At 42.2% G+C, this 20,172-nt stretch carries 21 protein-coding genes; 13 read left to right on the plus strand and 8 right to left on the minus strand.

Annotation, left to right across the window (positions count from 1 at the left end):
* Window positions 1–106: 106 nt before the first annotated feature.
* The 9 genes from A9957_RS09265 to A9957_RS09305 all read left to right on the plus strand — a co-directional run bounded on the left by A9957_RS09265 (window position 107) and on the right by A9957_RS09305 (window position 6,861).
* On the plus strand, window positions 107–460 hold the full coding sequence (locus A9957_RS09265; protein ID WP_072361120.1) for an RNA polymerase Rpb4 family protein: 354 nt from the start codon (window positions 107–109) through the stop codon (window positions 458–460).
* 70 nt (window positions 461–530) lie between these two features.
* Window positions 531–1,127 (plus strand): DUF655 domain-containing protein, encoded by a 597-nt coding sequence (locus tag A9957_RS09270; RefSeq protein WP_096711456.1) that lies wholly within the window; start codon window positions 531–533, stop codon window positions 1,125–1,127.
* An 11-nt stretch (window positions 1,128–1,138) separates the two neighbouring features.
* The gene (gene rsmA, locus A9957_RS09275) at window positions 1,139–1,942 is read left to right on the plus strand and encodes a 16S rRNA (adenine(1518)-N(6)/adenine(1519)-N(6))-dimethyltransferase RsmA (RefSeq protein ID WP_096711457.1); all 804 of its coding nucleotides are present in this window, start codon (window positions 1,139–1,141) and stop codon (window positions 1,940–1,942) included.
* Window positions 1,942–2,535: a HemK2/MTQ2 family protein methyltransferase gene (locus tag A9957_RS09280; protein WP_128754028.1), complete on the plus strand. Its 594-nt coding sequence runs from the start codon at window positions 1,942–1,944 to the stop codon at window positions 2,533–2,535. The genes rsmA and A9957_RS09280 overlap by 1 nt, the downstream gene beginning before the upstream one ends.
* A 185-nt stretch (window positions 2,536–2,720) precedes the next feature.
* Window positions 2,721–4,670, plus strand: coding sequence for a hydantoinase/oxoprolinase N-terminal domain-containing protein (locus A9957_RS09285; RefSeq protein WP_096711459.1), 1,950 nt, complete (start codon window positions 2,721–2,723; stop codon window positions 4,668–4,670).
* Between the two features lie 56 nt (window positions 4,671–4,726).
* On the plus strand, window positions 4,727–5,272 hold the full coding sequence (locus A9957_RS09290; protein ID WP_292344019.1) for a hypothetical protein: 546 nt from the start codon (window positions 4,727–4,729) through the stop codon (window positions 5,270–5,272).
* 18 nt (window positions 5,273–5,290) lie between these two features.
* Window positions 5,291–6,148, plus strand: a complete 858-nt coding sequence (locus A9957_RS09295) for a shikimate kinase (protein WP_096711461.1) — start codon at window positions 5,291–5,293, stop codon at window positions 6,146–6,148.
* A gap of 21 nt (window positions 6,149–6,169) precedes the next feature.
* The gene (locus A9957_RS09300; RefSeq protein WP_096711462.1) at window positions 6,170–6,454 is read left to right on the plus strand and encodes a chorismate mutase; all 285 of its coding nucleotides are present in this window, start codon (window positions 6,170–6,172) and stop codon (window positions 6,452–6,454) included.
* Window positions 6,455–6,468: 14 nt separating this feature from the next.
* Window positions 6,469–6,861: an AIR carboxylase family protein gene (locus A9957_RS09305; protein ID WP_096711463.1), complete on the plus strand. Its 393-nt coding sequence runs from the start codon at window positions 6,469–6,471 to the stop codon at window positions 6,859–6,861.
* 4 nt (window positions 6,862–6,865) lie between these two features.
* On the opposite strand, the gene A9957_RS09310 is transcribed toward A9957_RS09305, so the two are convergent.
* Both A9957_RS09310 and A9957_RS09315 read right to left on the minus strand, forming a co-directional pair.
* Window positions 6,866–7,714 carry a methanogen output domain 1-containing protein gene (locus tag A9957_RS09310; protein WP_096711464.1) on the minus strand — a complete coding sequence of 283 codons (849 nt, stop codon included), beginning with the start codon at window positions 7,712–7,714 and terminating at the stop codon, window positions 6,866–6,868.
* A gap of 58 nt (window positions 7,715–7,772) precedes the next feature.
* On the minus strand, window positions 7,773–8,486 hold the full coding sequence (locus A9957_RS09315; RefSeq protein WP_292344020.1) for an ATPase domain-containing protein: 714 nt from the start codon (window positions 8,484–8,486) through the stop codon (window positions 7,773–7,775).
* Window positions 8,487–8,774: 288 nt separating this feature from the next.
* On the opposite strand from A9957_RS09315, the gene lonB reads away from it, so the two are divergent.
* The 4 genes from lonB to A9957_RS09335 all read left to right on the plus strand — a co-directional run bounded on the left by lonB (window position 8,775) and on the right by A9957_RS09335 (window position 14,300).
* A complete protein-coding gene (gene lonB, locus A9957_RS09320; protein WP_292344022.1) occupies window positions 8,775–10,667 on the plus strand; it encodes an ATP-dependent protease LonB in 1,893 nt (630 codons plus the stop codon).
* 25 nt (window positions 10,668–10,692) lie between these two features.
* Window positions 10,693–12,027, plus strand: coding sequence for a TldD/PmbA family protein (locus A9957_RS09325; RefSeq protein WP_292344024.1), 1,335 nt, complete (start codon window positions 10,693–10,695; stop codon window positions 12,025–12,027).
* Window positions 12,027–13,343: a TldD/PmbA family protein gene (locus tag A9957_RS09330; RefSeq protein ID WP_096711467.1), complete on the plus strand. Its 1,317-nt coding sequence runs from the start codon at window positions 12,027–12,029 to the stop codon at window positions 13,341–13,343. Before A9957_RS09325 ends, A9957_RS09330 begins: the two co-directional genes overlap by 1 nt.
* A gap of 132 nt (window positions 13,344–13,475) precedes the next feature.
* Window positions 13,476–14,300: a response regulator gene (locus A9957_RS09335; RefSeq protein WP_096711468.1), complete on the plus strand. Its 825-nt coding sequence runs from the start codon at window positions 13,476–13,478 to the stop codon at window positions 14,298–14,300.
* A 438-nt stretch (window positions 14,301–14,738) separates the two neighbouring features.
* Here the strand turns inward: A9957_RS09335 and A9957_RS09340 are convergent, their stop codons facing one another.
* The 6 genes from A9957_RS09340 to A9957_RS09365 all read right to left on the minus strand — a co-directional run bounded on the left by A9957_RS09340 (window position 14,739) and on the right by A9957_RS09365 (window position 20,171).
* Window positions 14,739–16,163 (minus strand): 2-oxoacid:acceptor oxidoreductase family protein, encoded by a 1,425-nt coding sequence (locus tag A9957_RS09340; RefSeq protein ID WP_096711469.1) that lies wholly within the window; start codon window positions 16,161–16,163, stop codon window positions 14,739–14,741.
* Window positions 16,164–16,165: 2 nt separating this feature from the next.
* Window positions 16,166–17,224 (minus strand): 3-methyl-2-oxobutanoate dehydrogenase subunit VorB, encoded by a 1,059-nt coding sequence (locus tag A9957_RS09345; RefSeq protein WP_128754021.1) that lies wholly within the window; start codon window positions 17,222–17,224, stop codon window positions 16,166–16,168.
* 3 nt (window positions 17,225–17,227) lie between these two features.
* A complete protein-coding gene (locus tag A9957_RS09350) occupies window positions 17,228–17,467 on the minus strand; it encodes a ferredoxin family protein (protein WP_096711470.1) in 240 nt (79 codons plus the stop codon).
* A gap of 60 nt (window positions 17,468–17,527) precedes the next feature.
* A complete protein-coding gene (locus A9957_RS09355) occupies window positions 17,528–19,207 on the minus strand; it encodes an AMP-binding protein (protein ID WP_105460601.1) in 1,680 nt (559 codons plus the stop codon).
* Window positions 19,208–19,236: 29 nt separating this feature from the next.
* Window positions 19,237–19,788 (minus strand): helix-turn-helix domain-containing protein, encoded by a 552-nt coding sequence (locus A9957_RS09360; protein ID WP_096711472.1) that lies wholly within the window; start codon window positions 19,786–19,788, stop codon window positions 19,237–19,239.
* Between the two features lie 173 nt (window positions 19,789–19,961).
* Window positions 19,962–20,171, minus strand: a complete 210-nt coding sequence (locus A9957_RS09365) for a hypothetical protein (protein ID WP_096711473.1) — start codon at window positions 20,169–20,171, stop codon at window positions 19,962–19,964.
* Window position 20,172 lies beyond the last annotated feature (1 nt).

Consider the following 20,172-nt stretch of genomic DNA (forward strand, 5'->3'; position numbering starts at 1 on the left):
GCAAAGCAGAAATAGCTATATCTGCTTTGCCTCTGATAGTTGTCTGTTGCATTATTCCTGCCTTAAAGGCAGGTTAACTTAAGGCAGAATGGATGAGTGCTTTCCAATGATAGTTAAAAAAGTTCTTGATGAAGAATTACTTACGTTACCTGAGGTCAGGGGAATTCTCCACCAGATTCTGGAAGAACGTGTCAATAACGAAGAAGAGCTTGGATATGAGCTGCGTAAAGCCATAAACCATGCAGACATGTTCTCAAGGACAAGTGCTGAAAAAGCACGCGAGTTTGTCAACAAATTGCTTGAAGTGGAGAAAATGAAACCGGAGATTGCAATTCGGATAGTGGACACAATGCCACTTTCCAGGGATGAACTCCGTACCCTTTATGCCAAAGAGAGATACACTCTCTCAGATGAAGAGCTTGACACCATCCTTGAACTCGTAATGGATTATATGGAATAAATTTATATTCCATATACGACTTTTTCTTTTAGATAATATCAATAGTCTTACGTGCACCATGGAGGATATAATGACTACAAAGGGGAATAAAACTGAAAGAGAAGAGTACGCATGGGTTCTGGATTATCTTCCTTATGGAAATCCTAATGATCCACGTCCCACATACCAGAAAACACCCTTAGCCCAGGCAGTAGGTGATTCTAAATTCGTACTCATGGAACTTGTCCCCAAGGAAAAAGTCACTCCTCAGATACAGTCCAGAGTTTATATCGGAGAGGGTGACAGGGAAGTAATTGATCATGTCAAGCATCGGATTCATTACAATGATCTTACAAGTGGTGCACAACTTGAGCTTCCGTATGTACTGGAGCAATCGGTAAAACATCATGAGGAGCGTTTTGTAAAGTTTTTCAATGAAGCTCATCCCATAACGACTCGCCAGCACATGCTAGAGCTTTTACCCGGTATTGGCAAAAAACTCATGTGGGCGATAATCGATGAACGTAAGAAGGGTGAGTTCAAAAGTCTTGAAGAACTCCATGAACGTGTGGGAGGAGTACATACGCCCCAGAAGGCTATTGTCAATCGTATCATGGAAGAACTTAAAGATGATAATATCAAGTACAGACTCTTCACAAGACCACATCGCCGCCCCCACAATGAATAAAGGGTATAGATGTGGTATACTCTATTCTTAAAAAATATGGGATCAGGGGTGGTTCCCTTGACCAACATTTTTTGGTAAATGAACCTATACTGGACTCAATAGCAGAAGCTGCAGACCTGCAAGGTGATGATGTCGTTCTTGAGATAGGCGGCGGTATCGGAAATCTGACAGAGCGTCTGGTAGCCAGGGCAGGCAGGGTTATTGTTATAGAACGGGATCCCCGTCTGGTGACAGTGTTGCAGGACAGGTTCCACGACGTATCCAATATTGATATAATTAAAGGGGATACAATGAAAGTTGAACTCCCTGCCTTCAATAAAGTTGTAGCAAATTTACCTTATTCAATCTCTTCTCCCATAACATTCCGTCTTCTTAACCACGGTTTTGAAAAAGGGATTTTAATGTATCAGTACGAGTTTGCCAGAAGAATGGTAGAAGTGCCGGGCTCTAAGAATTATGGTCGGCTTTCAGTGGACACACAGTATTTTGCTGATGTCAGGCTCCTTCGCAAAATTTCTCCCTCTGCTTTTACTCCTGCTCCAAAAGTCTGGTCTGCAGTAGTTGAAGTGGTACCCAGGCCACCGGCTTTTGAGGTGAAGAATGAGCAACTCTTTTTCAGGGTTGTCGAGGCTGCATTTGGCCAGAGGCGCAAGAAAATGAAAAATGCTCTTACGAAATTCAATCCGCCCCTGGCAAACCAGGAATCCATTCTTCGTTTAATTCCTGAAGATTTCCTGGGAAAACGTGCTGAACAGCTTTTTCCTGAAGATTTTGCAACCATATCCAATATTCTCTATGAAGCAAGGGATGACTAATGGCTCCCATTTCATATCGCAATGCTTATGTTAACATTGAAAAAGATGTTTATGAACCTGCGGAAGATTCTTTCCTGCTTGCAGATGTTGCGATAGACCGTATCAGTGACGGTATGCATGTGCTGGAAATGGGTGTGGGAAGTGGCTTTGTTTCTGCAGTGGTTGCTGCTAATAAGAATGTAGAACCCATAGGTTGTGACATAAATCCTGATGCTCTTGAATGCGCATATAAAAACGGCATCCAGGTTTTCCGCAGTAACCTTTTCGCAGGGCTCAGGAAAAAAGCATATTTTGATGTCATACTGTTCAATCCTCCCTATCTCCCGACCTCCGAAGACGAAAAGTTAGAGGGTTGGCTCAATTATGCTTTTGATGGAGGAGTTGAGGGAAGGGATACTATAGCAACCTTTTTTGCTGAAGTATCTGACTATCTCAAACCCGAAGGGAGTGTTCTGTTATTCATTTCTTCCCTTACAGGTAAAGGGGAAGTATTTGATATCATGGAGCGAGAGAGGTTCAGTGCCTATGTGGTAGCTGAGACCCGGTCTTTTTTTGAAAAATTGATGGTTATTGAATGTACACACAACCGCTGAAATACAGGTATATTTTCAGTAGTTCATTATGCTTAAAAGGAAAAACCACCTTTTGTTACTTCAAAGCAAAACGAAAGGTTTATTGTTGTGCAGGTTGACGGTATTGTTGCGTAATAGAAATTAAAAAAGTTAATCTTAAATTGAATATAATAGTTTTATATTTAAAAATTGCCAGAGGGTTACAAATGAAATACAGTCTTGGTATAGATGCCGGTGGAACATATACAGATGCCGTAATCCTGCGGGATTCGGATGGGAAGATTATTGATCATGGAAAGGCCCGCACGACCTATCCTGATTTGCTGGATGGAATTCAGGAAGTACTTGACGGCCTGGATCAGTCATTTCTGGAAAAAGTCTCTCTGGTATCGGTCTCTACCACTCTTGCAACCAACACTATTCTGGAAGGTACAGGTTATCCGGTAGCTCTTATCATGATAGGGGGAGAGGTTCCAAACGATTCATCAATCAAGTATTCAATATCTGTACAGGGCGGCCATTCTTCCGGAGGGAACGAAAAACAATCCCTTGACATGGATTCTATAAAAGAATTTGTAGGAGAAGTTCAGGATAAGGTATCAGCATTTGCGGTTTCTGCCTATTTTAGTGTAAGAAACCCGGACCATGAATTGAAGGCAAGGGAAGTTATAGATGAAATGACCGGTTTGCCTGTGATCTGTGGCCATGAACTTTCCCAGTCCCTGGGGGCATATGAAAGAGGTGTTACAGCCTATCTAAACGCCCAGCTTTTGCCCATATCGACCCGGTTTATGGAAACAGTTGCATCTGAGATAGATCGAAGAGGAATCGATGCAAAACTTATGATGCTCAAATGTGATGGTTCCATAGTGGGTATGAAAGAAGCTCTCAAACACCCGATCGAATCAATATTTACCGGTCCTGCAGCAAGCCTTGTTGGTGCTTCATATCTTGCCAAAAGCAAAGATTGCCTGGTCATTGATGTCGGAGGTACAAGTACCGATGTAGCTATGGTTATTGACAATCTACCTGAAATAACCGATGAAGGGGCAACTGTTGGGGGTTGGCCAACCAAGGTGGAAGCCATAAGAATGGAAACCTCTGCAATGGGTGGAGACAGTCATGTGTGGGTTAAGAATCATAATGTTTTCATAGGTCCACGCCGGGTCGTTCCTCTCTGTGTGGCTGCCAGTAAATATCCGGCAATTACTACAAAACTCAAGAAAGGACAGAGTATACTGAAAAGCCAGCTAGGGGAAAATATCCAGCCCACAAAATTCTTTATTAGAACCAAACAGGAACCCATTGAACTTACAGATCGCGAAGAAGACCTTCTTTCCCGCATAAAGGATGAACCCCTGACCGTGAGTGACATCTACTGGGACAGTAAAGCATTGCCATCGCCTATGGTCATGGCAAGCCTGATCCAGAAACGTCTGGTACAGGCCATAGGTTTTACTCCAACCGATGCCCTTCATGTTCTTGGGGAATATAATGAGTGGAACAGTGAAGCTTCCAGGGTCGGTGCAGAAATACTTGGATACTTCGCAGATCTGGATGCTGATGAAATTGCCGGTAAAGTTAAAGATGAAGTTGCAAAGAACATGGCACAGAACCTTCTTTCCTATGTCTTTAATGACCTCGAGGATTCACAGATCAATAAAGTTGTCCGTGGCAATCATTATGGCGGATTTCATGTGGATGTTCCCGTGGTACTGCTTGGAGGTCCTGTACAGGCCTATGTAAATGATATGCAAAAGCTAGTAGATGCGGAAATAGTCCTGCCTGAATATGCGGATGTGGGTAATGCAGTAGGAGCGCTTGCAGGTAAGGGGATAAAGCGTATTGAAGTGCTAATTCGCCCGAATTTTGGTGAATCTAAATATAATCTGCGTCCTTCTTCAATATCATTGTTCTATCCCGGCGGAAATGAAAATTTCAAGTCCCATGAAGAAGCTGTGGAGGCTGCCCGGGAGATCGGTCATAGATTGATAATGGATTACATGCATGAAGCTGAACTGGACGAAGGTGAAATAACTATAGATGTTGATCGCAAGGATGTTCAGGTGCATGGAGTCGGTATTCCAATGGAAACAAGGTTTACTTTTCTGGGTGTAGGGGATATTAAAATGGGGAAGAAGGATATAAGAATATAATTTTCCTTTTTCTTCCCTTGATCAATTTTAAATAAAAGGTAGCTTTATTTCCATCTATGCTGGAATTTAGAAAACAAGAGCCTTACAATTTGCGTACCAGGCCCGATATTGTAGAATCTGAATATGATTTTCGACAAAATCTGGACATTTCGGATGTAAATGGTGTATTGTTCAACGTTCTGGCTTCCCGCAATTCATCCACTCTTGCAGAATATGATGCAGTCTGGTGGAGGGAAAACAGGGTCTGTTTTCTGGAATATAAAGATTCAACTGCTGCCTATCGGCGTATGAATGCAAAACGGGCACAACAGGTTCAGGATACATCCAAAAACCTGGCTCGTACATATGGTTTTTTGGAATTCAATTATTCACTTATAGTTAAAGGACTGGATGCAAAGACTACAAAGGGAAGTGTTGCAGTAATACCTCTTGAAGATTTGTCTTCATACCATCCGGAATTTACTTCTGCTCATGTCGAACTGGATTTTATTGATAAGTTGACGGATAAATACAGCAGGGAGCAAAATTCCGTTGAATTAGAACGGGATACAATTATTGCTGATATTAGTAAACTTAAAGAAATGTTTGAACAGCAACTCTGATAGAAGGAGATATTTTTCATGACTGTAACAGGATATGGGCAAGCTTTGGGTGCAGGTACCATCCTCAATGCAATTTCTACCTGGAAAGGTGCAGCTTTTGGATTGGACCTCAAGACATTTGCCAGGGTTGAATTATCACAGGGCGATGGTCCTATAGAAGGTATCATTGAAGAGAATGGGGATATGGATACCACTCTGATCGAGAATGCAGTTGGTATAACTCTTGACCTGTTTAATTTGAAAATGCAGGGCACGGTACAAACAAGAAGTGAAATTCCCCATGCTAGCGGACTAAAAAGTAGCAGTGCTGCGGCTAACGCTGTTATTATTGCTACTCTGGATGCCATAAAAGAATCAATGGAACCTCTGGAGATGGTAAAATTAGGGGTCCAGGCAGCTAAAAAATCCGGAGTGACAATCACAGGGGCTTTCGATGATGCCTGTGCATCTTTTTTTGGTGGTGTGGTAGTAACTGATAACAAAGAAGATATTCTTTTCAACCGCATCAAGAAAAACAGTGAAGTACTTGTTTTTGTTCCTCCTCAAAAGGCATATAGTTCGGAGACTGACGTAACAGGATCAAAATTAATTGGACCCTGGATAGACATGGCTTATGACCTTGTAATCCATCGGGAATTTGAGAAAGCAATGACATTAAATGGTTTTCTTTATTGTGGTGCTTTGGGTTTTGATACCAAACCAATGATGGTAGCCCTTGAAAGTGGTATTGAAGGCGTCACCCTTTCTGGCACAGGTCCTGCATATGTGGCAATTGGGGATAGCTCCGATCTGGACAAACTTGCAAAGGCCTGGGAGAAGCGTATTACAGGCGGAAATGTGATAAGGACGAAGATCAATAATGAAGGAGCAATTTAAACCAGGTAATTGTTGGTTTTTATGACAATCGAAAATGTAAGACAGGAGATCGAAAATATTGATAGGGAACTGGTGAAACTCATTGCAAAAAGAGTTGAATTTGCAGATGATATTTTAAAGTACAAACACCAGGCCAATCTTCCTATCAATGACGACACGCAAAATGATGTGGTAATAGATAGAGCTGTTTCTATTGCTACTGAAAAAGGTTTAGATTCCACTGTGGTAAAACAGATTTTCAAACTCCTTATACAAATGAATATAGAAAGGCAACATGAATTAAGCGGTGAAGGTAATCTTCCTTAATAAGAGGTACAAAAATGGTAGATATTGCAATAGTGATGGGGTCTGAATCGGACCGGGCAATTTCGAATCGTGTAACCAATGTATTGGACAACACAGATTACAGTTATGATGTACAGGTAATTTCTGCCCACCGCAATCCCGATGAACTGGATGAATATGTAGGTAAGGACGAGGCTATCGTTTACATTGCGATAGCCGGACTTTCTGCCGCACTTCCCGGCGTGATAGCATCAAAGACTGACAAGCCTGTTATCGGGGTGCCTGTGGGTGCCAAACTTGGGGGACTGGATGCATTATTGTCCACAGCACAGATGCCACCGGGTGTACCGGTTGCAACTGTTGGTATTGATAACGGTGCAAATGCAGCTCATATGGCAATCCGCATCCTGAAACTCAAAGGAGAATGAATTTTCATTCTTCTTCTAAACAAATATGAAAACAACAGTGGTCGTCCCCATTACCCATTGTTTTATCTACGATAACTTCGCCGTTGGTGACTCCGTTAACCATCTTTGAGAAAACTCCGGTGGTGAGGTTGCACATTATGGGGTTTATCTTACATTCTTCTCCCCATGGGCACCTGTGTGCTTTTATGATCGAACACCCATTATTGTCACTGTCATCCTCTACAAAATAACTGGCTCCCAGTTGATTCATAGCCCCGCAGCAAATTTCGGCTACATCTTGCGAATCTGCAGTTTTCCTCTCACAATCACTACGTACAATATCTTCCACCATATCAACCATTTGACGAATAATTATTTTCTTCTGTTCAGGTGGTGCACTACTAAGTAGGGAGGGAATAATTGAGGTTAAAACTTTTCGAATGCGATTTTGCATTTTAAGGTGCTCTTTTTCAGCCACCAGCTCATCATGGAGGCTTTTGATGCGCAACAATGACTTTACACGGGTTAGAAGTTCCACCCGGTTTACAGGTTTTGTAAGAAAATCATCTGCACCAACTTCAATACCTTTAATGCGGTCCTCTTTTTCAGATAGTGCAGTTACCATAATAATCGGGATATGGCGTGTATTTTCTGATTCTTTTAATTTTTTAGCAACATCATAGCCACTCATACCCGGCATCATAATGTCAAGAAGAATAATATCTATGTCATTTTCTTTTACTTTTTGGAGGCATTCTTCTCCACTTTCAGCCAGAGTAAGCTCGTATAAGTGTGAGAGGTATGCTTCCATTAAATCCAGATTCTGTGGTTCGTCATCCACTATGAGTATTTTGGGTGTGATTTCGCTTTCCATATTTTTCTGTGTTACGTTAGGAATACTGGCTAATAAGCCTTTTTAGCAAAAGATGGTATCAAGTATCTTTCTTGCCCTTTATATCGATGCCTTTTGATGTAATCTCAAACGGCACGGGGTCAAGAGAAATGGCTGTATTTCTCATCTTTGGTATAAAAATAAAACGCTCCATTTTCCCTGTGTAGGGATTTTCCTTAACCAGTAACTTGATGTTTCCAAAAGTCGAGTAATCTGCAACCTCATGGGTCATTTGGTGGGCAGCTTCATCCATCACAAAAAGTGTTGTAACATCCTTTTGTGAAAGTAAAAGATTCAATGTATCAAACTGGTCACGAAATTCACGCGGTGTTAAACCAATTGCGAAAACTCCAATGTTGTCCATTACTACTACTTCGGCATCATAAGGTATCAGTTCAGGTATGTTTATGAGGTCAACCTGTTTAAAACTCAACCCATCTATCATTTCAGCAGCCTTAGTTACGCTCCGACTTCTCATTTCCAGGATTTTCACAATTTCAAGTAAACCACCTTTTATATATTCCTCGAAAGGAAAACCAAATATTTTTGCCTGTTCGGTAATATCTTCCTCGGTCTCTTCTGTTGCCATTATTACAGTTTTTTTCTCATCTATACATGCCTGATTTATTGTGTGCATTGCAAAAATAGTTTTACCTGATCCCGGGGCACCGGTGATAAGAATCCCTCTTTTCTCCGGATATCCATCATCAATCTTTTTGTCAAGACCCTGAATTCCTGTAGATAGCCTTTCCATTGGTACACCGCTGGTCAATATACAAGTCTTTATATATAGAGTGTTTCTTCCCCTTAACTAAATCCCTGCACGTTATGTTTATTATGATTATGTTATGAGTCTGGAAATGAACAAATATAATTGTCACAATATGTCAGGCACTTTTTCCCGAAAAGGACAGGTTGGACGGTTAAATATATTTATCAGGAATGAGTTTATTTCATGCATTATACCAATCTACTGATTATATACTTTTGATAGACTCTAGAGATTGTGAACTTTTAATATTGATTTAAACGTGAGTAAAATATGGCGGAAGAAATGGCTTCTAAAGATGAGGAATTGGAAGAATCATTTGACACCACCAGTTCCATTGAAGTGCCTAAACTACTGATCGATCAGATTATTGGGCAGGATCATGCGGTGGAGGTTGTCAAGAAAGCTGCAAGCCAGAGAAGACATGTGATGATGATCGGTACTCCCGGTACCGGTAAATCCATGCTTGCAAAGGCAATGGCAGAATTGCTTCCAAAGGAGGAACTGCAGGATATCCTTGCATATCCCAATGTTGAAGACAACAACAATCCACGTATCCGTACCGTCCCTGCCGGAAAGGGCAGGGAGATTGTTATGGCTCATAAAATGGAGGCCAGAAAGAAATCTCAATCAAGGAACATGTTGATGATGTTCCTTATTTTTGGTATTGTGATGTATTCTTTCTATGTGGGTCAACTTCTCTGGGGTATCATTGCAGCTATAATGATGCTAATTCTTAGCAGGCAATTTATGCCAAAAGAAGAAATGATGATCCCAAAGCTGCTGGTTTCAAATTATGAGCAGGACAATGCTCCCTATATTGATGCCACCGGTACCCATGCAGGCGCCCTCCTTGGGGATGTCAGGCACGATCCATTCCAGTCAGGAGGACTGGAAACCCCGTCTCATGACAGGGTAGAGAGTGGAGATATTCACAAGTCCCACAAAGGTGTACTCTTCATTGATGAGATCAATACTCTCAGGATCGAATCCCAGCAGAGCCTGCTTACGGCAATCCAGGAGAAAGAATATCCGATTACAGGTCAGTCAGAGCGCAGTTCAGGTGCCCTTGTGAAAACAGAACCGGTTCCATGTGACTTTATAATGGTAGCTGCAGGTAATCTGGATGCTGTGGAAAAAATGCATCCTGCACTCAGGTCACGTATAAAGGGTTATGGATATGAGCTCTACATGCGTGACACCATGGAAGACACTGCTGATAACCGCAAGCATCTTGTTCGGTTCGTGGCACAGGAAGTTAAGCGGGACGGCCATATACCCGATTTCGATCAGTCCGCTGTTGAAGAAGTCATTCAGGAAGCACGCAGGCGGGCCGGAAGAAAAGGCCATCTAACTTTGAAATTACGTGATCTTGGAGGACTTGTGAGAGTAGCAGGAGATATTGCACATGCTGAGGGTACAAACATCACCTCTGCAAAACATGTACTTGCAGCCAAGAATATGGCACGCTCCATAGAACAACAGCTTGCTGACAGTTATCTGGAAAGGAAAAAAGATTACCAGTTGTTTTCCAAGAAAGGTGCTGCTGTCGGTAAGGTCAATGGGCTTGCTGTAATGGGCGGAGATTCTGGAATAGTCTTGCCTATAATGGCAGAAGTAACTCCTCCACAGTCACAGGCTGAAGGCAAAGTAATTGCCACCGGTATGCTCAAGGACATTGCCAAGGAAGCGGTCCTCAATGTGTCAGCTGTGATCAAAAAGGTGACAGGCCAGGACATAATGAATAAGGATATTCATATCCAGTTTATCGGTACCTATGAAGGAGTTGAAGGAGACAGTGCTTCTGTGTCCATTGCAACGGCCGTGATTTCGGCACTTGAAGGCATACCTATTGATCAGAGTGTTGCGATGACAGGTTCCCTGTCTGTAAGAGGTGATGTATTGCCGGTGGGTGGTGTAACCTACAAGATTGAAGCCGCAGCCCAGAGTGGAATTAGAAAAGTTATTATACCCTGGACCAATAAGGATGATGTCTTGATTGAAGAAGCTTACAAGGATCAGGTTGAAATAATTCCTGTCAAAACAATATCCGAAGTTATAGAGCACAGTCTTGTGGGCACCAAAAAGGAAGGAATTAGGGAAAAACTCAAGGAGCTGACAGATATGAAAGTTGATCTGGAAATTCCCGAATCCATTCCCGGTTAAACAACATTTAAAGGGAATCCAGTAAATGAGAGAACCAGAATTTTATGATGTGAGGTGGATTGAGGGTGAATCAACTTCTATCCTTCTCGATAACGGTAAAATAGAAGACATAAATACCAACTACGGTAGTGGTTGTGGGGTACGTGCTCTTTGTGGCGGCTCATGGGGTTATACTTCATCTGAAGGGGTTGATGGTATTGATACTGCAATAAATGCAGCGAGAGAGTTGGCTTCTGATGTAAATAAACACAGTCCAGGAGAAAAAGTAACTCTTGCATCTTACTGTGAACCCAATGTTGACAATCTGCCGTCTATAAAGGAAACCCCCCGGGATGTTCCGGTTGAAGAAAAAGTTGAGTTGTTGAAAGACCTTTCCAATAATGCTTCATGCAAGGGAATTAGCAGTACATCCGCATCATACTCTGAATCAACCTTTAAGGTTCATTATACAAATTCTGAAGGTGCGGATTGCGAATATGAACTTACCAGAGTCGGATTTGCAATTTCAGCCATTGCTTCAGATGGTGCAGCCTATCAGGTAGGAAGAGAAAGCAATTTTGACGTATGCGGTTATGAAATGTTCCGTGACCCTGCAATTCTGGAAAAGGCACAATCTGCCGGAAAGACAGCTGTGGATTTGCTGGGTGCCCGTCAGGCAAAAGGAGGAAAGGGTCCTGTAATTCTTGATCCTGAACTTGCCGGAGTATTTGCCCATGAAGCAGTTGGGCATGCTTCAGAAGCCGATCTGGTGCTGGAAGGAAGTTCAATTCTGGCAGACAGAATAGGTGAAGAAATCGCTTCACCACTTGTTAATATCGTAGATGACCCTACCCTTCATAAATTCGGTTACTATCCCTTTGATGCAGAAGGAATGCAATCTCATAGAACAGATATTATCACGGATGGAGTATTGAATTCCTATCTGCATTCCAGGGAAACCGCAGGTAAACTTGGTGGTACATCAGGTAACAGTCGCAGCCAGGGATATTCTGCACCTGTTGTCAGAATGAGTAATACATATGTTGACAACGGAAATTCAAATCTTGATGAAATGCTGGAAGAACTGGGTGACGGAATGTACCTTGCGGGTACCCGTGGAGGACAGGTTAATACAGGTGAAGGAATCTTCCAGTTCAATGCCGAAAAAGGTTATATTGTGGAAAATGGGGAAATCGGAGACCTTGTGCGTGATGTGTCCCTGTCTGGTAATACTCTGGAAATCCTGAAAAATGTTTTACTGGTAGGAAATGATCTTAAAATGCATTCGGGCAGATGTGGCAAAAGCGGTCAGGCAGTTCCGGTATCAGACGGGTCTCCTCATCTTCTTATTTCAGATGCCCTTGTGGGAGGTGTCCAATAATGCAGAATTACGATATTGGCAACAAAGTCCTTGAATTTGCCAATAAATATGGAGCCGATGAGGCTGAGGTCTTCATCTCAGCAAATCAAGTGACTTCTGCAAGTGTCCGTCACAACCTTATTGAAAGTGCCAGGAATCAACAAAGTCAGGGATTGGGTGTAAGGGTTGTTAAAGATAGTGCAGTGGGATTTGCAAGTACTAACATTTTCAATCGGCTTGAGGAAACTGTGAAAAGTGCTATTGCAATGGCCAAGGTACGCGATTCAGATGAAGATTGGAAAAACCTGCCTTCAAGTGGTAAATATCCTGCCGTAAATGGCATTTTCAGTAAGAAAGTCAATGAACTTGAGCTTGAGGATTGCATCTCCCTGACAAAGGAAATGATTGATGGTGTTTGTTCTTTTAGCGATATAATAGCTCCTTCAGGTTCTTTTTCCCGTATGAATTCCAACCAGCTTATCATGAACACTAACGGTGTTGAAGTTGAGGAAAAGGGTACTGCAGTATCGGGTTTTATTGATGTGATCACAACTTCCGGTATTCCATCTACAGCATACGATTTCCGTATATCCCGGGATATGGATATTGATTTTTATGGGATCGGGAAAGAAGCCGCAAACCTGGCCAATTCCTGCAAAAATGGCGTTTCTGTGAATAGTGGACAGAAAGATGTCGTATTTCATCCCTTTGCCTTTTCGGACATAATGGAATCTTCATTCTTATCTTCAATAGAAGCGGATAATATACAGAAAGGCAGGTCCAGCCTAACGGGAAAATTGAACACCGATATTGCAGCCCGAGGTCTTACAGTAACTGATGACGGTATCCTGGATGGTGGTATTGCATCTTCGGTTTCTGATGATGAAGGTACTCCTTCACAATCCACCGGAATAATCAAAGATGGTTTACTCAAATCTTACATCTATGATTCCTATACTGCTGGTAAAGAAGAAAGATACAGTACCGGCAATGCTGTCAGAGGTTCATATACTTCCACACCCAGTGTTGGCACCCGCAATGTTGTCTTTGATCATCCAGCATCTGACATAATTTCTGAAATAAAAGATGGGGTATTTATTACAAATGTAATAGGTGCACACACTGCAAACCCGATATCCGGGGATTTTTCAGTGGAAGGCCGCAATGCTTTTGTGATCAAGGATGGCCAGATAGAAAAACCGATCAAGTCTCTTATGGTGTCCGGCAATATTTTTGAGTTGCTCAGGAATGTGAAAGGTGCCGGAGATGATGTCCGAATGGTTGGTAGTATTATTACCCCTTCAATATGGGTATCTAATATGAATGTAATAGGCTGACTGCTGATTATAATCAGTAATCATTATATATAACCCTCTCTAACTATGTATATATAAGATCAAGTACCAAAAGTTTTTCAAATTTACTTGATAAATGCTGTTCATACGGAACTATAATAACCAGGTGTCAATATGACAGATGAGGGGATAAGGACAAAAATTCTTGTAGTCGACGATGAGCCTGATAATGTCGAATTACTTACGGCTTATCTATTGAATGATTATGACATTATTCCTGCTTATAGTGGTAGTGAAGCACTGGACATACTGAAATCCTGTGAGGATGACCTGCCGGATCTTATTCTCATGGATATAATGCTCAAAGATGGTATGGATGGTGTAGAAGCTGCTCATTTCATAAAACTCAATTATGATATTCCTTTAGTCTATATTACGGCTTATGCAGACGACAATATAATGCGAAGGGCCAAACTCACGGAGCCCTTTGGTTATATCCTCAAGCCATTTGAAGAGTCCGAATTGCGTACAAACATAGAAATTGCGTTATACAAATATGAAATGGAACGCAGGCTCAAAGAAAGCAAGAAATGGCTTACTGCTGTGCTCAATAGTATCGGGGATGCAGTAATTGCAACAGATGAAGAAGGCCTGGTCAAATTCATTAACCCATTTGCAGAAGCTCTAACCGGTTGGGATCAGGATGAAGCAATTGGTTTGCCCTTGTCAGAAGTTTTTGTAGTTGAGAATGAAGTTCCTGGTGAAAAGACAGATGACCCGATCCAGAAAGTCATGAAGGAAGGTATGTTTTACGGCCTTGGAAGTCATACAGTGCTTGTTACTAAAAGCAAAACCCGGATTCCTGTAGATGTAATTGGTTCTCCCATTCGTAATGAAGCAGGTAAACTACTGGGTACTTTGGTGTTGTTCTATGATATCTCTGACCGCAAACGTGTCGAGAATATGATTTATGACCAGAATAGTCGCAAAGACATATGATCTTATATAAATAAAGGAGTTCTATCCTTTATACCAATTTTCTTCTTACAATAAACGCTATTATCAAAATCCATACAGTAAACATTTTGTCCATTATTTTTTCTGAACCCAATGTATTTTTCTCTGCTTCTTCTGATATATTTATTAGTTTGTTATTTTGATTATTTTCCCATACACATGCGCATCCACATATGGGCAATTAATGCTGCATGTGGATTATCAGGATCAATCTCTTTTGTAAGTGCCCAGGCAAAAAAGATAGAATGAGCAGATCTACCAGCCCCTATAATCGCTTCACTCAGATGTTCTCCTGAAAAAATCTGATATGAGATCTATGCAATAAATATCGCAGTAGAAAGATAAATGATTATCCGGTTGGCCGGATAATCCATATCAATGGGTGGTCGTGAAAGGGCTGATATAATTTCCATGGTGATATCAGAGGTTCTCAGAAGCCCATTTTGCTCCTTCTTTCAATATTTGCTGGTTGAGAGGTATGAGTTTCTGCTTTGCTGCAAAAGTCTCCTCAATGGCTTTCATATAGTCCTCAACATCAAGACCTGTTACCCCAAGATGCATCAACACACCTATTATTGCAGTATTGGCAGCCCTTTCAGAGCCTCCCTCCTTTGCAATCTGGGTGGCAGGCACCTTAATTGCCCTTACACCTTCAGGTGCCTTGAAGTCACCTATCGTGGTATCATAAAGGATAATTCCACCCTGTTTGACATCAGAGGCAAATTTTTCCAGTGACGGCAGGTTCATGGCCACCAGGATATCCGATTCATACACTACAGGGGAGCCGATTTCCTCTCCTGAAATGACTACAGAACAATTTGAGGTACCTCCCCTCTGTTCAGGACCATAGGATGGATACCAGGAAGTGAATCGTTTGGCACTACATCCTGCACGGGCCAGGATCAGGCCCATACTGAGTACTCCCTGGCCTCCAAAACCTGCAATCTTGGCAAGTACACGTGTAAATTCAGGATCTTCCACAGCGTCAGGAGATGTGGAATCGTCGATCTTGTAAATATGATCGATACTTTCCTTTGAGAAGTCACTTTTCGGAGAGGGAAGAGGCTCCCTTTCTTCAGCCAGGTCCCTGAGATTACCCAGAGGGAATTCCTTCTCCATTTCCTCATTAATGAATTTAGTACTCTGCTCGGCATTTTGTTTAAGGTTTGTCGGACAGGCAGCAAGTACTTCCACAAATGCATAACCTATGCCTTCTTTCTGGATCTCAAGAGCCCTTTTGACTGCTTTTTTCGCCTTGCGGATATGGGAGATGTCTGACACCGATACCCTTTCGATAAAGACAGGCCCGTCCAGGTTATTGAGCAGTTCACACATATGCAGGGGATATCCTGCAAACCTGGGGTCCCTGCCTGTGGGGCAGGTCACTGTTTTTTCGCCGATAAGTGTGGTAGGTGCCATCTGGCCTCCGGTCATTCCGTATACGGTATTGTTGACGAAGAAAACCGCCATCTTTTCCCCGCGGTTGGCAGCCTGGATTGTTTCATTCATACCGATAGAGGCCAGATCACCGTCACCCTGATAGGAAATAACAACTGCATCCCCTTCCGATCTGGATAGGCCAGTTCCGACTGCAGGTGCCCTGCCATGGGCTACCTGGAGATTGCCACAATTGAAATAGTAATAGGCAAAAACAGCACATCCCACGGGGCTGATCATAACTGAACGTTCCTGTATCTCAAGATCGTCCATGGCTTCAGCAATAAGTTTGTGGAGGATGCCATGTCCACAACCCGGGCAATAGTGGGTAGCAGTCGGAGCGGCTCCGCCCTTGCGTGTGAATTCATCGTAGAGGGAATCCGGTTTCTTTATAACTTTTTCTTCCATTTTTATTCCTCCTTGCCTGCGACTTCCCTTATTTTACCCAGTACCTGGTCCATTGTAATGAGATTGCCACCCATGCGATTAACCAATTCCACAGGTTTTTTGCAACATGTTGCCAGTTTTATGTCATCCATCAATTGTCCGTTGCTCATTTCCACTGAAATGAAATTGACACCTTTTCCGGCAAGTTCAGCCAGTTCTTTTTCAGGGAACGGGAAAAGGGTAATTGGCCTGAAAAGTCCTGCCTTGATACCTTCCTTGCGGGCAAGCTCAACAGCAGAACGACATATCCGGCTGCTAATTCCATAGGATACAAGGACGATTTCGGCATCATCCATCATGTATTCATCGACATCGACTTCCCTTTTCTTTATCGTTTCGTATTTTTCCTGCAGCTCATAATTGAATTCTTCCAGCTCATCAAAGTCAAGGAAAATGGAAGTTACAAGGTTCTGGTAGGTCTCTTTATTGCCACAAACAGCCCATGAAGTATCAATTTCCGGTTTGACTACTTTTTCAGGGAATTTCAGTGGTTCGACCATCTGTCCGAGTACACCATCGGCCAATACCACTACAGGATTTCTGTATTTTGTAGACAAATCAAATGCCTTGATGGTCAAATCACACATTTCCTGGACTGAATTGGGTGCAACCACGATGTTGCGATAATTCCCATGTCCGCCACCTTTTACGACCTGATTATAATCGCCCTGTTCCGGGCCGATATTCCCCAGACCGGGTCCCGCTCTCATAATATCAACGATTACACAGGGAAGCTGTGCACCTGCAAGATAGGATACACCTTCCTGTTTCAGGCTGATTCCCGGGCCTGAGGATGCGGTCATAACCCTGTGTCCAGCAGAAGCCGCTCCGAACACCATGTTTATTGCAGCTTCTTCGGATTCAGCCTGTACGAATTTACGCCCGACCTGGGGGAAGGTTCGGGATGCTTCATGGAGAATTTCACTTGCAGGGGTTATGGGGTAACCAAAGTAGCAGTCACATCCTCCGTAGAGTGCCCCAATTATCACTGCATCATTACCTTTTGTAAGTTGTGTGGCCATATCTTAACACCTCTTTTTAGCAGGGATGTGTATTTCTATTGCAAGAGGCTCCGGGCATGTGTAATAACAATTAGTGCAGCCGGTACACCCTTGACCTTTATACTGAGCATAATGGTAACCTCTTCTGTTGAGTTCATCACTCATTTCCAGCACGTTTTTTGGACAGGCAGTAATGCATCTGGCACAGCCTTTGCATTCAATAATATTGATTAGAGGATATGGTTCTGCTTTTTCTTCCTTCATAAAATCAACTCTTGATGCCTTCTTATTATCTGAAGAGTAGAAAAGGAAAAGAAATATAAATCAATTGTCTTCCTTTTCGTCGTCGTGTTGTCTGATTTCCACCCGGCGAATCTTGCCACTTATGGTCTTGGGAAGTTCGGGTACAAATTCCACTATTCTCGGATACTTATAGGGTGCAGTAACCTTCTTTACATGGTCCTGCAACTCTTTCTTGAGCTGCTCACTTGCTTCATAGTCTTTAGTAAGTACAATGGTGGCTTTTACAACCTGCCCACGTACAGGATGGGGGGATGCAGTGATTGCACATTCCAGGACTGCGGGATGCTGTATAAGTGCGCTTTCAACTTCAAATGGCCCTATCTTATAACCGGAACTCTTGATGATGTCATCTGCTCGTCCTACAAACCACATATATCCGTCTTCATCTTTCCATGCCATGTCACCGGTGTGGTAATACCCGTCATGCCAGGCTGCCTCTGTCTTTTCAGGATCTGCACGATAACCTGCAAACAAACCTGTAGGCCTGCCCTTTGATGTATCGATTACAATTTCTCCTTCTTCTCCGACATCGGCAAGTTTTCCGTCAGGACGCATCAACTGGATATCATAGATAGGTGAGGGCTTCCCCATAGAGCCGGGTTTTGGTTCCAGCCATGGATAGGTTGCAATGGCTACAACAGTTTCTGTCTGGCCGAATCCTTCCATTAGTTTGAGATCGGTATATTCCAGGAATTTTTCATAAACCTCGGGATTCAGCGGCTCTCCTGCAACCACACAGTAATTGAGACTGCTAAAATCATACTGGCTTATGTCTTCCTTTATCAGGAAGCGATATACTGTAGGTGGTGCACAGAATGTTGTAACACCATAATGGCTGGCTTTTTCCAGCATATTCCGGGCATCGAATCGTGCATAATCATAAGCAAAGACAGCTGAGCCACAAATCCATTGACCGTAGAGTTTGCCCCAGGCACATTTTGCCCAGCCGGAATCTGCTACTGTAAGATGCAGACCATTGTCCATTACATTTTGCCAGTAGCCGGCTGTGAGTATGTGGGCAAGGGGATATGTAAAATCATGTTGTACCATTTTCGGGAAACCGGTTGTGCCGGATGAGAAATACATCAGGGATATGTCATTGTTCTGTGTTGCTTCCTTTCCTTTTGGACGTACAAATTCAGCGGGTGAATTTTCCAGTTTTTCTGTAAAGTTAATCCAGCCGGGACGATTGTGGTTAATCACAAATTTGTGCCTGAGCACATCTTTGAAATCCTTGTGTGCCTCATCTATGTGATCCAAAAGCCCTTCATCAGCATCACTGACGACCATTTGTATGTCTGCTCTTTCAATACGATACTTAAGGTCTCTGGTTGTTAACATATGGGTGCCGGGAAGAGCGATGGCACCAATTCTGTGCAATCCCAATATACATATCCAGAATTCATATCTTCCCTTTAAGGTAAGTTTTACCACATCACCCTTTTTTATTCCATACTCACTGAAAAGGTTGGCAGCTTTTTCACTGTAATATTTCAGATCAGCAAAAGTGAATATCTTTTCTTCGCCATCATCGTTACACCAGACAAGAGCCTTTTTTTCAGGCTGTTCCCTTGCGTACCGGTCAACAACATCATATACGAAATTGAAATTTTCAGGGATATTGATCTTAAAATTAGCGTAAAAGGCATCGTATGATTCAAAATCGATTTGTTCCAGGAAATTATTTATAAGTGAGGTCATTCTTGCACCCGTTTTGTTCATTTTGGAATTTAGAAGATTATTGCGAGGAATTTTGCAGTTTTGTCTCCGACTGCCTGCATTGAATGGTTGTAATTTGAATCGAAGTATATTGAGTCACCTTCATTGAGAATTATTTCATTATCATGAATGATAACTTTCAGGGACCCTTCAAGTACATAATCAAATTCCTGGCCGGGGTGGGAATTGGGGATGGAATCCTGGTTGGATTGGGGTTTAACGGTAACTACGAATGGTTCTGCCTTTTTGTGAATGAAATTTGGAGCCAGTCCTTCGTATTGGTACTGTTTTCTTCTTTCTACACTTACTCCTTCATCTTTACGGGTAATGGTGAAAATATGCATCCTTGGATCTTCACCGGTAAGTAGCACCGTCATATCAACTTCGAGCAATTGTGCAATTTCAAAGAGGATACTAGCAGGGATATCAAGTTCCCCTGATTCGTATTTACTATATTCTTCTAATGCGATATCAAGGGAGGAGGCTATTTCCTCTGCACTTATACCGGATAATCCACGCAATTCTTTGACACGTAATGAAATTTCTTTTATTTTTTCCTGCATTTTGAGCCTACCTTTTAAACTGTCATGTTTATCCATGATTTAAGTTTTAATCATTTTCACAACAATATCTTAAATATATTTGTGAATTGTGGAAGCGTGACTCATGCTAACAAGTAACAGTAATAGCACTTATTGCATATCCAAAATGTAACAAACTAAAAACTAAATCTGGATTATTTATCAGCCAGTATCGGCCAGATGAGCAGGAAAATGATAAAACTTAATAGAAATACAAAAATCGACCCTGCAACAATATCAACATCTGCAAATTTGTCCGGATTTCCATTATTGATTGAGATGGCAACTCCCGCAAAAAGGGCTGTTGTAATCATGGAACTTGCAAGAGCCAGGATTCGGTTTTTATTTTCATTTTTCTTATCCATA

It is taken from the genome of Methanohalophilus sp. DAL1 (genome assembly GCF_001683555.1).
GTDB classification, from domain to species: Archaea; Halobacteriota; Methanosarcinia; order Methanosarcinales; family Methanosarcinaceae; genus Methanohalophilus; species Methanohalophilus euhalobius.